Raw genomic sequence first — 16,258 nt, forward strand, 5'->3', positions numbered from 1 at the left:
TGTATACGATAACTATGAAAAAAACAGATGTTGCTGTTATTGGCTTATCCTGTGTCTTTCCCGGGGCACAGGATGCCCATACTTTTTGGCAGAATATTGTCAATAAGGTAGATTCTACCCAATCGGCTCCGGCTGATCGGATTGATCCTGTACACTTCAGTGATAAGACCAGTCCTGTCGACAGATTTTATTGTCAACGCGGTGGGTTTATTTCAGATTATGAATTTGATCCGACGGCTTTTGGAATTCTTCCGTTAGCAGTAGAAGGCACTGAGCCGGATCATTTATTAACCCTTGATCTGGTGCAGAAAGCTCTGGAAGATGCCGGCGTATTTCAAAAGGGAATATCTCTTGAGAAAACCGGAATCATCATCGGTAAAGGAAACTATACGGGTCCCGGAGCAACGCGTGCCATTGAAATCGTGCGCACCGGAGAGCAGATTTCTTCGCTGTTGCAGGAATTGCTGCCTCAGGTATCTTCAGCAGATATTGAAAAGGTGAAGCATGCTTTCCAGGAGCGGAAAGGCCGTTTCGCAGCAGATACAGCCATGGGATTAATTCCCAATCTGGTTGCCTCTTTAGTGGCGAACAGGTTCAATCTGGGAGGCGCTGCATTCACAGTAGATGCTGCCTGTGCCAGTGCTTTGATTGCAGTAGATCACGCCGTTCAGGAACTCAACCGTGGCCGTTGTGATATGGTCATCGCGGGCGGTGTGCATACCGGACAGAATGCTGCTTTCTGGAGTATTTTTGCCCAGTTGGGAGCTCTGTCTCATCAACAGCAGATCAAGCCGTTCAGTATGGATGCAGACGGATTATTAATTGGTGAGGGCTGTGGTTTCGTCGTTTTAAAACGATTGGAAGATGCAGTCCGCGATCAGGATAAAATCTACGCCGTGATTAAAGGCGTTGGAGTAAGCAGCGATGGGAATGGAACCAGCGTGATGAGCCCGTCCGTTAAAGGTCAGCTTAAAGCTTTACAACAGGCCTGGATCAATGCGGATCTGGATGAAAAACAAATCGGTTATCTGGAAGCCCACGGGACAGGAACACCGCTTGGAGATAAAACAGAACTTCAGACCCTGGCTCAGTTTTTTACTAAAGAAGAAACAACGCAGGCTGCAGGAATAGGATCCGTTAAATCCAATATCGGACATGCCATGCCGGCTGCAGGGATCGCAGGTTTAATCAAGACCTGTCTGGCGCTTCATCATGATACGTTACCGCCTACATTATATTGCGAAAATCCAATTGCAGATATGGAGCAGACCCGTTTTGCTCCGGTACAGGAACCGAAAAGCTGGTCAAAAACAGGCTTGCCGAAAGTAGCGGCAGTCAATGCCTTCGGATTTGGAGGGATCAATGCACACGTTGTTTTGGAAGGCTATGATATGCCGAAAAAAGACCGTGTTTTAGTATTGGCAAGACCTACCCATGAAGAATTGCTTTCAGCTTTAAAAAACAACGAAAACAGAGTAGGAGAAGGGGATTACCGGATTGCTTTATTCGACCCGACGCCTGAAAGAATAGAAAAAGCGACTAAAATTGTTGCTAAAGATAATCCATGGCGCAATAAACAGGATATCTGGTACACCAACACACCTTTACTGAAAGATGGAGGTAAAATCGCCTTCGTATTTCCGGGGCTGGATGGCCTTGCGAAAGGAGAAGTTGATAGTGTGAGCCGTTATTTTGGATTAACTGAGCCTATCGAAACAGAAGGGGAAGGTTTATTAAGCGATGCATTGGGGATTTTCAACAAATGCAGCATCCTTGATAATGCCCTGAAAAAACTGGGAATTGTTCCGGATATGAATGCGGGACACAGCCTGGGAGAATGGCTGGCAGGATATTCCTCAGAATTGGCAGAAGTGAATTCTGTTAAAGCTTTGATTGATGTTTTGAATCCGGAAACCTTTGAATTAAAAGATTCCAGATTCATTGCGATCGGAGCAGGGATTGATGCAGTCAAGCCTTTTATCGACGCCATTCCCAATCTTTATATATCCAATGACAATTGTCCTAATCAGGTGATCCTTTGTGGCAGTAATGCTGCTCTGGATGAGCTGGTTCCATTATTAAAATCAAAACAGATCTTTCATCAGATTCTGCCGTTCCAGTCCGGTTTTCACTCACCGTTTATCGCTGATAAACTGGATGTGATTTTAGCAGGAATGGAAAAAGCGCAGTTTCAACAGACGAAAATCCCGTTGTGGTCTGCAACGACTTTAGAGCCGTATCCTGCCGATCAGGATGCGATCAGAAAACTAAGTGCTGAGCATTTGGTGCAGCCGGTCCGTTTCCGTGAACTGACGGATAAACTGTATGAAGAAGGCGCAAAATTCTTTATTCAGATTGGTACCGGAGGACTTATTGGATTTATTGATGATACTTTGAAAGGAAAACCATTCAGTACGATTGCTTCCAGCGTGGCTACAAGATCTGCCCTGGCTCAGCTGCAGCGTGTGGTAGCCGCATTATTTGTGGAAGGTAAAACAGTAGCATTGGACTTTTTAGAAGTACAGAATCAATCTAAAAAATCATCAGGAAAGGGAATCAAGTTACAGCTGGGATCGCCGATCATCCGTGATTTTAAAGAAATTCAAAATCTGGCGCAGTCTTTTGAGATGTCAAAACAAAATACGGTTTCAGCAGCGGTAGCTAAGACCGGTCATCCTCTGGTTCAGGCTTTCCAGGAAAATATCACCGATATGATCCGGATGCAGGAAGAAGTACTGACGCTGTTTCAAAACCGTCCGGAAATTACAGTTCCAAGACCTGTGGTTTCTAGAGCACCCGTCAGCAAGAATTTTTCGAAACTTCTGTATGTCACTCTAGATACGCACCCTTACCTCATCGATCACAGTTTATTGAGACAGCCGAAAGGTTGGACGAACGTTTCTGATATGGAGCCTGTGATCCCGATGACCATGATCTTTGAGCAGTTAGCAGAAATAGCACAGGCCGAAATACCCGGAACCCGCGTTCATAAAATCATGAATGTAAGTGTATTTCAATGGATGAATGTTGCCAAACCTTTTGAAAAAACAGTCAACGGAGAATGGCGTGCCAATAACCATGCTTACCTTGATATCGAGAACTTTGCGAATGCCGAAGTCCTACTGGCTTCATCTGCACCTGCTGTTCCTTCCTTTAACCTGGCAATCGGGGACCTTCTGCCTATTGAAAGAACACCTGAAGAGATCTATGACAAACATATGTTCCACGGAGAACTTTACCAGGGAATTACTGAGATTTCAGCAGTAGGAACGAAGGGAATTGTAGGAAAAATCAAAGGAAACGGTGGAAAAGGTTCTTTGCTTGATAATGCCGGACAGTTATTCGGATTGTGGCTGCAGCTTACCCTGACCAAAGACCGTATTGCTTTCCCTGTGAAAATAAGAGATATTGAATTCTTCGGAGATATGGAGGATCAGGACGGCCTTTTTGAATGTATCTGCATCCTTACCGAACTCAATGAAGAATTTGCCATTGCCGATATCATCCTGAAAAGAGACGGAAAAGTATGGTGCGCGATTACAGGCTGGCAAAACCGCCGACTGGAAATCGATGAACCGCTGTGGAATGTCTCCATGTCGCCTTTGCATAACCGTCTTTCGGAGGAAATAGCTCCTGAAGTATTTTTCTTTCATCAGGCGTACACGAGAGTGGCTTCGTGGGATTTTATTCTTAAAAGATATTTCAACCAGACGGAAAAACAATATCATCAGCAATTGTTTCCCAACAAGCGGAAAGAATGGATGGTAAGCCGTGTAGCCGTGAAAGATGCGGTACGAAGCCTTCTTCGTGAAAAGAAAAACCACCCTTGTTTCCCCATCACTTTTGAAATAGGAAAGGATGAAGTGGGAAAACCTTATCTGATCGGTGATGTCACAGAAGATATCCATATTTCTTTAGCTCATAAAGAAAAGCATGCCGTTGGTATTGCCCGTCAGGGCGTCCCGGTGGGTATTGATATGGAGATCGTAGAGGAAAGAAGCTCCGGATTTTACGACATGGTATTTACCAATCATGAATTAACCTTGTTAAAAGACAGAGATCAGGCGGAATGGACCACCAAATTCTGGGTAGCTAAAGAAGCGTACGGAAAGTTTCTGGGAACCGGACTGAAAGGAAACCCAAAAGCCTTTGAAATCACACATATCGAAGGGGACCATTTATGGATCAACCAAACTGAAATAAAAACTATTAAACATAAAAAATATATTATCGGATGGACACTATAAACAACACATTAAAATTGAATCACGAAGAATTGTTCACACTTTTAAAAGGTTTTATTACAGAAGTGATAGGTGCCGAATTTGTAGAGGAAATGGATATCACTCCGGACAGTTCATTCACGAAAGACCTGGAAATGGACAGTATAGAAATCGTTTCTTTTTCCGAGAAGATCAAAGCGCATTTCGGGGACCAGATTGATTTCACGGGATGGCTGTCTTCTATGGACTTAGACGAACTGATCAACCTTGACCTCCGTATGATCATCAATTATATCTACGAATGCCAATAATCAATGTAAACCATAAACAGGTTCATATTCAGGAACTCAACAAAGGGGCTGAACAGACGGTTGTGCTTATCCACGGGATGTTCAGCAATCTCTCCATTTATTATTTTAATATTGCCCCGATTCTGGCCAAGCATTTCCACGTGGTGATGTATGATTTGAAAAGCCACGGCATGAGCGAGCGTTTTACAGACGGCTACGATCTGGAAAGTATGTCATCTGATGTACTGGCTTTGATGGATGTTTTAAACCTTAAAAAAGTACACCTGGCCGGATACAGTTTCGGAGGTCTTATCGCTTTGAAAACGGCATTGAAAGCGCCGGAACGTGTCAGTCAGCTGGTCGTTATAGAAGCACCGGATCCGCAGGACGAAAAGGCCCGTAACATCATCGATGAATACAGCAAAGAATTCCTCGAACATTATGTGGCCAATTTTACGGACACTACAAAAGGGCAGATGGGCAAAAGGCAGATGGAGAAAAACCACCGTATGTATGAATTCCTGTTTGAAAAAACCAGTATCAAAGCAGATATGATCAGGGAAAAACATTTTCTTGGGGAAGCTAATTTCTCAGAACTGGATACGCCCACACTTTTGCTTTACGGATCCGAATCGAACTGTAAACCTACAGGAGAATGGCTGAAAACGCAGATCATTTCATCTGAGCTGCAACTGATTCCCGGTGATCACAATGTCCCGATACAGGAACCTGTTCAGATCGCAGAATCGATGGTTCATTTTTTATCTCAATCATTATCTAACGCATTAACACAAAATCATGGCTAAATTTGTATTTGTTGTTCCACCATTGACAGGCCATGTCAATCCAACCTTAAGCATCGGCGCAGAATTACTGCAAAGAGGACATGAAGTGGCCTGGATCAGTCTTGACAAAAATTTAAGTACAAAACTTCCTGTCGGGGGAGAACTTTTACTCATTCAATATGACCAGACCGACGAGGAGAAAAGAGAAAGTGAAAGCTATCTCGATATTATTTCTAAAAAAGTAGTGTACGGTATCGACAGTATTAAGTTTCTTTACGATGACGTATTGATTCCTTTAAACAGACATTGCTACAATGGAATAGTTACCCTGCTGAAACAGTATCAACCCGATTTGGTGATTGGAGATCATCAGTTATTTGCTGCCGCTATTGCTGCTAAAAAACTGAATCTTCCTTACAGCACATCCGTTACGGCTCCGGCCGCCATTAAAATGATGGACGAGTTGCCTAAAGTACACGAATGGGAAGTCAACAAAATCATTGAGCTGCAGAAAGAACTGGGAGTAACGGAAAACCGTTCATTAGCTTCTTCTGATCTGTTGACGCTTGTTTTAACTTCAAAATATTTCTTTGGTGAAATGGATCTGCCGGAAAACTATCAGTTCACGGGACCTGTTCTTACGGAACGCCGCATCTCCTGTGAATTTGATTGGGACAGACTGAAAAGCAGCACCCACAAAAAGATCCTGGTAAGCATCGGAACCACTTTCGATCATGATCATAAAAAAGCGTTCTTCCAAAAAGTGGTGGATGCCTTTAAAGATGAAGACCTGACGGTTGTACTGGTCTCTGATCCGCAACTTTTTGACAGATGGCCGGAGAACTTTATGGTCTATCATCAGGTTCCGCAACTGGATCTCTTGCCTTATCTGGATGGAGTTGTTTGTCACGGTGGTCACAATACCGTCTCTGAAGCCCTTTCCAACGGTCTTCCATTGGTTGTGATCCCGATTGCGTATGATCAGTCTCATGTAGCAGGACGCGTTGTGCGAACCGGAGCAGGAGAACGTCTTAATTTTAACAGATTTAAATCCCATCATTTAAACGAAGCTGTGAAAAATATCTTGCATCATTCAGAGTATAAAGAAGCTGCTGAAACCGTTCGTGAGTCTTTCACCGAAGCCGGAGGTACAGCCACTGCAGCCAGTTTGCTTGAAAAAGCATTAATCCCTGCTGAGGAAACCATAAAGCCAGGGTCTAAATTTTTATTTGTGATCCCGCCGTTTTTTGGCCATATCAGCCCGACCTTAAGTGTAGGAGCCAGCCTGATCGCCCGTGGACACGAAGTAAAATGGTTTGGAATTACACCGTTAGACGACAAACATATTCCGGAAGGAGGAAGTTATTTTTATCCTGAGGAAGATTTGAGTCCGTTTCAGGAGGATATACAGCGTATTTTAAAGAGGCAGGATGACGGGCCAGCGTGTTCAGGACCTGAAGTCATGAAACTCGCACTGGAAGAAACCTATGTTCCGTTTGCCAAAATGATGATGCCCGGATTGGAGCGCCTGATGGAAAGCTGGAAACCTGATGTTCTGGTGAATGACTGTATCACTTTCGGAGGAGCTCTTTTTGCCCACAAGCATCATATTCCGTGTGTAACGACTACGCCTGTTCCTCCCGATGTAATGGGTGATACCGCGAATAATGCCCCAAAAATATTCGAATGGCAGCAAAACCTGATCAAAGATCTTCAAAAAGAAGTGGGAATTGATGATGAAGGGATTTTTATCCATTCCAATAAGTTAAATCTGGTCTTCACGTCACAGGCTTTTGCAGATTTTGAAACGGTACCTTCCCATATGAGATTTGTAGGTCCGGTAAAAGGACGTCCGAATCCCGCTCCATTTGACTGGAAAAAACTGGAAGCATCTACGACCCCAAAAATATTTGTATCACTCGGGACTTTGTTGGTAGACATCCGGAAAGCTTTTTTTGAAAAAGTGATTGCCGCTTTTGCAGATCAGCCTGTTACGGTTATCGCAGCCACACCGCCGGACATATTTGATGAATGGCCTTCTAATTTTATTGTGAACGGCTTTGTCCCGCAATCCACATTGATGCCTCATATGGATGTGGTGATCTGCCACGGAGGTTTTAATACCGTAAATGATACCTTCACTAATGGATTACCGATGTTGATTACACCTATTGCTTACGATCATTTTCATATTGCTAAATTAATCGAAAAAGCCGGTTGCGGAATCAGCATCCGATACAAGCGATTACGTGTTGAGGCCCTTCGTGAAACTGTTTTTGAACTGCTGGAAAATCCTGCCTACAGAAACGCAGCGAAGGAGGTCCGGACGAACTTACTGAATGCTGGCGGCAATGACCGTGCAGTAGAGCTTCTTGAAGATTTTGTACAGCAACATCGTTCAACATTAGTTACAGTATAGTTTATGAAAAGAAAATTGTTATTTGGTGAGCGCATGCTGCTGGGTGACGGAACAGAACCTTTCAATGCGGTGATTCCGTTCCGGTTGCGCGGAACCTTTCAAGAAGAAAATATTCAACATGCGCTGAACCAGATTCAGCGCAAGCATCCGTGGTTGAGAGCAGTCATCAGCCATGATGAAAACAATATCCCTTGGTTTGAAGTTCCGGAAAGACGTCTGCCCATCCCGATACGGATGGTAGCCCGAAAAGGAGAGGACGACTGGAAAGAAGAATCGGCAAGAGAGTGGAAAACCTTATTTAATTACGGAGAATTACCGCTGATCCGTTTTGTATGGATCAAAGGGGAAGAGGTTTCAGATATGCTTTTTTCTTTTCATCACTGTTTGTGTGATGGTGGTTCTGCGATGGCTTTCCTGTATGAATTTTTACAGCTATTGGATCGTCCTTCTGCAGAAATTGGGGTGGAAAATCCCATACTCGGCATTCATGATGTGGTTCCCTCTGAGATTTTAACCAACCGCAAACAAAAACTGAAAGCGAAAGTGATCGGAAGACTGGCAGCCACAGCGATCAAATGTATTCCTGTCAACAAAAAGGCCATTGACCGGCAAAATGATTATCTGATTCACTGGAAATTTGACAAAGAAATGAGCCAGGAACTAATTGCTTACTGTAAATCACAGGAAGTTACAGTTAATACTTTTCTGAGTGCAGCAGTGCTTCAGGCATTTAAAAAAGTGAGAGGGGCAGCGGCTTTCAATAAGGTGTCGTGTCCGGTAGATATCAGACGATTTGCAAAGCAGATCAAAGAGGATCATATTTTTGCTTTTGGGCTGATGATCGTAGTTTCAGCGAATCAGAAAATAAACTTTTCAGAAAATTTAAGGCTGATGCAGGAGTCTGTAGAACGGAAAACCTCCAAACTGAACCCCTACATTACGATGATGGTAATGGAGTCTGCCCATGATGCTTTGAAAAATTTCACGAAGCTGTTGAAGCATGGCAAGTCTTCCAACGACTGCATGTTTTCCAATTTAGGACGCATTCAGATTCCCCATCAATACAAAGAATTTACACTGGATACCATTTTCAGTCCTTCTGTGATTGGGCCTTTGGGCAATACCACGACGATGGTCACATCAACATTCAGAGGGGAAATGGATTTTTCATTTGTAGGAAGCGAAGGATATTTACCGTATGCTGAAGCCTTAGCCATTCGTGATGAGGTAATTCAGACGGTGAAATTACAATTAGACCATATAGCAGTATTATGATCAGGCGAAATTTAATGATGGTGGAACGGATTATGTACGTTGATCCGGAAACCCCTGTCAATTGTGTATTTACGGCAAAAATCAAAGGGAGTATCCCTGAGGAAAACTTTAAGGCTGCTTTGGAAAAAATTCAGCAGAAACATCCTTTGCTCAGAACGAGGATTGATAACAGCAGTGAAAAGTATCCGTTTTTTATAGAAGAAAAAGAAATGGAGCTGATTCCGCTCCGTATTGTTGAACGGAAAACTGATGAAGACTGGCTGCAGGAATCGGAAACTGAGTGGTTCCGGTTGTTTAAAGATGAAAAAAAGCCACTGGCCCAATTGGTTTGGATCAAAGGACGGGATGTATCGGAAATTCTCTGGGTACTGCCTCACTGTATCTGCGACGGAACTTCCCTTGTCACCATGATGACGGAACTTCTTGCTTTACTGGATGATCCTGCTGTGGAGCTGCAGCCTTATGAGGTATTCAGTTCCGTAGATGATTTCCTGCCTTTGGATTTTAATATGAAAAAAAAGAAGCGCAAAGCCCGTTTTTACCTGATGATGGCCCGACTCTTTTTTCTTATGCAACGAAGAAGTAAGATTAGGAACCTTGGAAAAAATTACGTGGTCCATTGGAAGCTGAATTCAGATACAACCGCACAAATCACGGAAAAGTCCAAAGCTCATGGTGTTTCTGTACATGCTTTGCTTTGTTCCTCATTTATGCAGGCTTTTCAGGAGATTCAGGGAAAGCAGGCAAAAGGTAAGGTGATCAGTCCTGTAGATGTCCGTCATTTTATTCCGGAGATCAGGCAGGATCATGTATTTGCTTTTGCGCCGACCGTTGAATTGTCATTAAAAAAAGGAAATACAGATCTACTGGACAATGCCAGACAGATCAAAAAAGATCTTGTAGAAAAAATAGAAAAAATGGAGGCTAGAGAGCTTCTGTGGATGGGTGAGCAGATGCATCCGGTCGCTGAACGTATGATTTCCATGATGAAATCCAGTAAAGGTGGACATGATGTAACGCTTTCCAATATGGGAAGGATCAATATCCCAAGCGATTATAAAAATTTTAAAGTGGAAACCATCATCAGTCCGACTGTTGCTTTTCCATGGCTGAATTCGAATACTTTGGTCGCAACAACGTATAACCAGCAAATGGATTTTACGTTTATGTCCAATGAGCATTTTCTGCCCAAAGAAGAAGCTGTGAAAATTAAAAATAAAGCCATTGAACTTTTGACCTCGTCGTTATGAAATTTAAACTGAAGCCGCCGCCACATAAAAAACTCAAAAAAACTACCCTGAAACGCTTTTTAATCAGGCGGACGATTTATTATGTCCTTCCGAATGTATTCTTCAATTTCATTATTGCTTATGCCAGCTTTCAGGAATTAGGCTACACGTACTTCTTTTCCGGAACCCAAAATCTGGCCCGGCTCACCCTGCCCATGGCCATATTTCTACCGGTAGTCCTTACAATCGATATTATCAACAGGGTAATCATAGCTTCCGAGCAGGGTGCAATCGAATTTACCGTAGATGAGCAGCTCAATAAAAAGAAACTGATGGCGAAACTGAGCATTTTGCACGGACTCATTACCGGATTACTGGTATTGTCTGTACTGCTTTTTGCACAGTATGGTTTTTCAAAATATTATAAGCTGGATGCTACGGCAATGGCGGTGCTTGTGGGTGTGCTGGCGGGGATTCTCTCTGTCATTTTTGTGTATCTGCCGGTGAGGACGTTGAGAAGGTATTTATGCCGGTCTGCGGTGGCTTCGTAACAGATTCTTTTAATTTTTTACTTAACCTAAAAAACTATACCTATGGAAATTGATAAAATCAGAGATTACATTGTAGAAAAATTAAGTAAGGATTATAATGTCTGGAATGCTGTATTAAACAATACACAGCCGGAAGACTATGCCTGCAACCGTTGGAAAGTAGAGATCAATCCGGAAGATATCCGGGTAGATGTTCCCAACAGAACCTTTTCAGTGGATGAAGGTTTCTTTTCGTGTGAAGTAACATTAGCTTCAGACAATGATCAACCGGAAGCATCTTATAATAAAGCTTTTACAGCAAAAGGAATATTTCAGTCCGACCTAACCAGCAATATAAAGATTGACGAAATAGACATTGCGATTGAAATAGATATTTTTTAGAAACTTCTCTCATCCAGATCAGGTTAAAAATTATTTGATTTTCAGTTTATATCTACATTTTTATAAGATGATGATTTAATGCTTTATTTGAAACCATAATACAGGATATTGTCTGAATGATAACAAATGGAAACTGATCATCAGTAGATTTTATGATCAGATTACAGATTTTTTATTATTCTGACGGCCCCGTGCTCATAAATGGGAGAAAAAACGACCAAAAAAAATAAAAATATTGGTCTTTCGTACTCCAATTAAATATTTTTGTTGTTTAAAAAGGCTATTTAATACTGCTTATCAGGATGATATGGTTTTTAATATCAAACTTGTGTGAAATAAAATTGAATCGTATTATATTTTTTTTTATTTTCATTACTCAAAACTAATACTCTAAAAACTTTAACCATAAAACCAAAATCTATGAAAATTTTTCTTAAAAATTGGATAATCAGCTAACCTTGATATTCATTTCTGTAGACATATAAAATAGAAGTGGAAATTTGAAACGAATGAACTGCTTCATATCAATCCTGTGCCATTTTTTCTCTTCTTTATGAATAGGTTGGGATTAAAATTTCCCGGAATATCTTTTGTATTTTCCGCTGTTCCGTTTTTCTGTACCGTTGAGCATCTATCAATTTTAACCCATCATATTAAATAACGCGACCCTATGTGAAATTAAAAAAACAATAAACCATGAACACACTTGAATTACTAAACAAACAATTTAATTACCCGTTCCCTACATTAAAAAATCCCAATGCGGAACAGTTGCAGGAGATTACCGAGAACCAGTGGATCGACGGGGAATATCTGTGGCTGTATGAGCAGAATCCCGATCTTCGTAAAAAGTATAAGAAAACCAAAACGGCCCATATTGCCGCTCAATGGTTTCCTACAGCAACACCTGAGCGATTCAAACCGATTTGCAGACTGATGCTGTGGACATTGTACAATGACGATCTGTATGAGGAAAGCGCCTCCGGTAATATTAAGAATATACACGCCCAGTCGGTGGCAGTTCTGAAGGGTGAAATAAGTGCTGCAGAATCTACCATACCATTGGGATCTATGCTGGCTTCATTAAGGCAGGAACTGTTGCAGTTTATCCCTCAGGAATCAATCGTCAGGTTTACAAAGATGATCAGCAGGTATTTTACCGGATTGGAAACCGAACTTCAATACAAGGAGAAAAAAATGTTTCCGACCATAGAAGAATGTATTGCTTTAAGGGAAGATTCTATCTGCCTGTCTCCTTTTTTACAGCTTACAGAGGTAGAAACAGGAATTATTCTGCCACAGGAGATACACGAGCATCCGGTCATCCGCCGCCTGCAGACTCTGGCCTGTCATCTGGTTACTTATTTCAACGAAGTACAGTCAGTCGTGAAAGATGAAGCTACGGACAGTATCTATTACAATATTGTGAAAGTCATTCAGCACGAACGTCAAATCTCGCTTGAAGAGGCTTGCCTGGAAGATCTGCGTCTCCATAATGAAGACCTGAAAGAATTTGTGGCTTTACAGTCTTCTCTGCCTGACTTCGGTATCTGGCATGATGCTGTAGTGAATTGGGTACACTATATGAGCATGGTTCTGAGCGGCTGGAAGAATATATCCACAAAACTGGGCCGTTACAATGCCATGGAATTTCCGGAAGCCAGAGAGCTGAAAGAAAGACTGAACCAAATATAAAATGACTTTAAAGAGGAATATACTTATAACTATTCTATAATCTACAAACTTAAAACAAAATGAAACCGGAAGAATATAATTCAAAAGATTATCTGCCACGCGGCCATTATCCCTGGCCCGACCTTATCAATCCAAATGCAGAACAGATGGGTAAAGATATGGACGGATGGATTGACAATGACTACACTTTCCTGACCGAAAAGCAACGCACAACATACAAAAAAATGAGACTGTACATGTGCACCGCGCGTATGTGGCCGGACTTAACCTATGAACAGAGTATTCCTTGCAACAGGTTTATGCTTCAGTACGTGGCTCTTGATGATCAGGTAGAACATTCGTCCCTGGAGGAAATCCAACAGTTACGGATTCGTTGTGTAGAAATTCTCAAAGGTGCCCAACCAAAGGAGGAAGAAAATGCTCTCTATCAACATATGGCGTTAATAAGGGATGAATTCCGCGCTTTGATGCCTGATATATGGGTTGAGCGTTTTATTTACTATTTTTATCAGTCCTTCAGATATGGGATTGAACTGGAATATCCTTATAAAATAGCACAGCGTCCACCGTCGCTCACGCTTTTCAAAACCATTCGCGAATACTCCGTTCTTATGCGCCCCTATCTCATCTTAGGCGAGATTGAATCAGGTCTTGTTCTTCCCGAACATATTTTTGAGCACATTGTTGTTCAGAAAATGATATCTCATATGACCCTGGTGGTTGCATGGCAAAATGACATTCACTCGCTGCCAAAAGAAATGGCGAAGGGTACAGAAGTTTTTAACCTGGTTTTTGTATTGCAGCAGGAATATAATCTTTCACTGGAGGATGCCTGCTCAGAGGCATTTCGTATCCATAATGAGGAATTGGCCCAAGTACTTGCCTTACACGCTGAGTATCGAGAGTTCGGTGAATATCAGGAGCACATAGACAAGTTTGTTTATTATGCAGGAGTTGGACTTCAGGGAGTGAATTCTTTTTATCTGGAAACTGAAAGATACCAGCATGGAGGAGTAGGTTTTGCCTGGCCGGAAATTAGTAATGATGTGAAAGCCATTTAATTAAATTGATAGCAAGCGGTCCGAATTGGTATTATAATTCCGGTGCAACCGATATGGAAAGGAAGAGGAAATGTTTTTAAACTTAATAAAAATGCACATTTGCTAGGATAGCATAAGTATCATATATCGAATTTCCTACCGCTACAATGCAGTGAACTTTTTATAAGTAAGAGATCTGAAAGAAAAATTCAAACAGATGTAACATCAAAAAATCTACAAATAAAAATTAAATTTATGAAAGAAGAACTTCAAATCCCAATTCCTAAATATCCCTGGGCATATATCCCAAGTCCTCTGATGTTTGCTTTTGATGAGATAGAAAAACAATGGATAGAAGAAGATTATGCTTATTTGGGACCAGAGAGCATGAGAAGATATATTAACCAAAATTTAGTAAAGGTATCCGCTTACATGTCACCCACCACTAGTAATGCAGATATGCTTAAGCCTATATGCCGGTTTCTGTTGTATGAAACGTGCTTTGATGATTACGTAGAAATTATGCCGCTGGAAGAAATTGAAGTGCTTAGAGACCGTGCTTTTGAAGTAATGACAGGAGAAAGTGCCCGTCCTGATGAAATCGGTATATTCAGACAGATGGAACAGGCCAGAAAAGAATGGATTGCTAATGGTATGCCTCAATTTTGGATAGAAAGAATGGCAAAAAGCTTCTGGGAATTTATAACGTATGGAATTATGGAAGAATCCCGTTTTAAAATCAGTAAAACCTATCCCACACTGGCTCGTTTCTTATTAATCAGGAGCCGTTCAATAGGTCAGATAGCCTACGGTAATATGATTGATCCCGCAGTGGGATTTGCACTTCCGGAACACATTTATCAACATCCGGCAATTCAGAGGGTACTGTTCCTCCATGCCATTATTATAGCGATACAAAACGACTTTGCTTCTATAAGAAAAGAAATGGCAAGTGAAAGTGACAATTTTAACGTTATACTTTTATTTCATCATGCCGAGCACCTTTCTTTCAAAGAAGCTTTGGCTAAGGCCATGAGGCTTCATGACGACTTTGTAGCTGAGCTGCAGGAGATTTCCCAATGTCTGCCCGATTTCGGCGCTTATCAAAAAGAAGCCGAGAATTATGTATATCATACCAAGCTGATGGTAACCTGTCTTAATGAATGGTATTACATATCCGGTACAAAACGTTATGAGCCCGAAGGTTTTATTACTCCCAAATACGGTGTACAAGGTGAGAAACCGTTAGATTTTGACGTAAAATACATTCGCCAGGATTAGTTTAGGACGTATTATCCTATAATTCAGCTATGAACCTAAAGGATTTATCGTGCCGCAGTACATCAGGATAAGGATGGTATTCATTAAATATTAAGCTTTAAAAATTTAGAATACAAAACAGCAAAGATGAAATTTTTTGCTGTTTTTTTATTTTGAAAAAATATACTTTTTTCAAGCAGTAGATCATTAAAGCTAAAATCTACATTACGAAATAAACATATTTTTAAAATCTTATCTTCGTACTCTTAATCAACTTGATGATATGAAAAAAATAATATTCATGGTCTCAGCCGTATTTGTGCTAAACTCCTGCGTTGTAAGAACCGCTGCAAAAGTAGTGACAGGAGCTGTGACCATAGGCTACAAAGCTGTAAAAGGAACCGTAAACGGCATCAGCTGGGCGGTAAGCAAAGCCAAAGGAAAAATAGATGGAGACCGTCTGGACGGGACCTGGAAAATAGTAGGCGTTTATAAAGGCTCTTTTGAAGACTTTTCAAAAGATCAGAATCCGGAAAGCTCATTTACATCAGATTGTACGGATAGTTTTGATCAGATTATTTTTAAGGCTAAAAAATCCAAATTCAAACCGGTACACTGCAGCTCCGGAGAAGAAGATTGGGTGAAATATTCTATGGAATTCGGAAAAAATCCTTTAACCAAAGAAAAGGAAAATTATATAGAATACAATTCCAATAACTATATTTCAGTAATTGACGTCAACAACAAAACCATGGTGCTGGAAGGAAATCTAATGCCTAAACTGGCTTTTTCCGGAGCTAAGCTGTATTTGCTAGAAAAAGTAAAATAATTGATTATTTTTTATCAATTGTTCTTTTGTCTTGAAACAAAATGAACCAAAAATTCAAGGCTTGGAATCTTTCGCTAAAAAATAAAATTTGCTCCTAAAATTCCCAAAACTCGTGCGGATTGAATGTTTCTTCTTCGGTTCAATGTTCTGTCCGCACTCAAACAGTGGGAATTTTTTAACGGATCAATTTTTATTTTTTTTAACGCTACAGCTTCCTAGGCCGATAAAACGGACTATCACGATCAGAATGGGGCATTTCTTTAAACTTAAACGTAAATCAT

At 41.2% G+C, this 16,258-nt stretch carries 12 protein-coding genes; all 12 read left to right on the forward strand.

Annotated features, from left to right (window positions below; translation table 11 throughout):
* Positions 1–14 precede the first annotated feature (14 nt).
* Positions 15–4,247: a beta-ketoacyl synthase N-terminal-like domain-containing protein gene (locus ACMGDK_RS19335; RefSeq protein ID WP_436809444.1), complete on the forward strand. Its 4,233-nt coding sequence runs from the start codon at positions 15–17 to the stop codon at positions 4,245–4,247.
* Positions 4,235–4,534 carry an acyl carrier protein gene (locus ACMGDK_RS19340; RefSeq protein WP_034728171.1) on the forward strand — a complete coding sequence of 100 codons (300 nt, stop codon included), beginning with the start codon at positions 4,235–4,237 and terminating at the stop codon, positions 4,532–4,534. The genes ACMGDK_RS19335 and ACMGDK_RS19340 overlap by 13 nt, the downstream gene beginning before the upstream one ends.
* The gene (locus tag ACMGDK_RS19345; RefSeq protein WP_436809445.1) at positions 4,525–5,319 is read left to right on the forward strand and encodes an alpha/beta fold hydrolase; all 795 of its coding nucleotides are present in this window, start codon (positions 4,525–4,527) and stop codon (positions 5,317–5,319) included. Before ACMGDK_RS19340 ends, ACMGDK_RS19345 begins: the two co-directional genes overlap by 10 nt.
* Positions 5,312–7,717 carry a glycosyltransferase gene (locus ACMGDK_RS19350; RefSeq protein WP_436809446.1) on the forward strand — a complete coding sequence of 802 codons (2,406 nt, stop codon included), beginning with the start codon at positions 5,312–5,314 and terminating at the stop codon, positions 7,715–7,717. The genes ACMGDK_RS19345 and ACMGDK_RS19350 overlap by 8 nt, the downstream gene beginning before the upstream one ends.
* 3 nt (positions 7,718–7,720) lie before the next feature.
* The gene (locus tag ACMGDK_RS19355) at positions 7,721–8,992 is read left to right on the forward strand and encodes a condensation domain-containing protein (RefSeq protein ID WP_436809447.1); all 1,272 of its coding nucleotides are present in this window, start codon (positions 7,721–7,723) and stop codon (positions 8,990–8,992) included.
* Positions 8,989–10,242 carry a condensation domain-containing protein gene (locus ACMGDK_RS19360; RefSeq protein WP_436809448.1) on the forward strand — a complete coding sequence of 418 codons (1,254 nt, stop codon included), beginning with the start codon at positions 8,989–8,991 and terminating at the stop codon, positions 10,240–10,242. Before ACMGDK_RS19355 ends, ACMGDK_RS19360 begins: the two co-directional genes overlap by 4 nt.
* Entirely contained in the window at positions 10,239–10,772 is a 534-nt protein-coding gene (locus ACMGDK_RS19365) for a hypothetical protein (RefSeq protein WP_436809449.1), read from the forward strand. The genes ACMGDK_RS19360 and ACMGDK_RS19365 overlap by 4 nt, the downstream gene beginning before the upstream one ends.
* A 42-nt stretch (positions 10,773–10,814) precedes the next feature.
* On the forward strand, positions 10,815–11,153 hold the full coding sequence (locus tag ACMGDK_RS19370; protein WP_436809450.1) for a hypothetical protein: 339 nt from the start codon (positions 10,815–10,817) through the stop codon (positions 11,151–11,153).
* Positions 11,154–11,849: 696 nt separating this feature from the next.
* Positions 11,850–12,848 carry a terpene synthase family protein gene (locus ACMGDK_RS19375; RefSeq protein WP_436809451.1) on the forward strand — a complete coding sequence of 333 codons (999 nt, stop codon included), beginning with the start codon at positions 11,850–11,852 and terminating at the stop codon, positions 12,846–12,848.
* 59 nt (positions 12,849–12,907) lie between these two features.
* Positions 12,908–13,909, forward strand: coding sequence for a terpene synthase family protein (locus ACMGDK_RS19380; RefSeq protein WP_436809452.1), 1,002 nt, complete (start codon positions 12,908–12,910; stop codon positions 13,907–13,909).
* Between the two features lie 234 nt (positions 13,910–14,143).
* Positions 14,144–15,169: a terpene synthase family protein gene (locus tag ACMGDK_RS19385; RefSeq protein WP_436809453.1), complete on the forward strand. Its 1,026-nt coding sequence runs from the start codon at positions 14,144–14,146 to the stop codon at positions 15,167–15,169.
* Positions 15,170–15,431: 262 nt separating this feature from the next.
* Positions 15,432–15,977 (forward strand): hypothetical protein, encoded by a 546-nt coding sequence (locus ACMGDK_RS19390; protein ID WP_436809454.1) that lies wholly within the window; start codon positions 15,432–15,434, stop codon positions 15,975–15,977.
* Positions 15,978–16,258: the final 281 nt, after the last annotated feature.

It is taken from the genome of Chryseobacterium hilariae (assembly GCF_051400735.1).
In the GTDB taxonomy this organism is placed as follows: domain Bacteria; phylum Bacteroidota; class Bacteroidia; order Flavobacteriales; family Weeksellaceae; genus Chryseobacterium.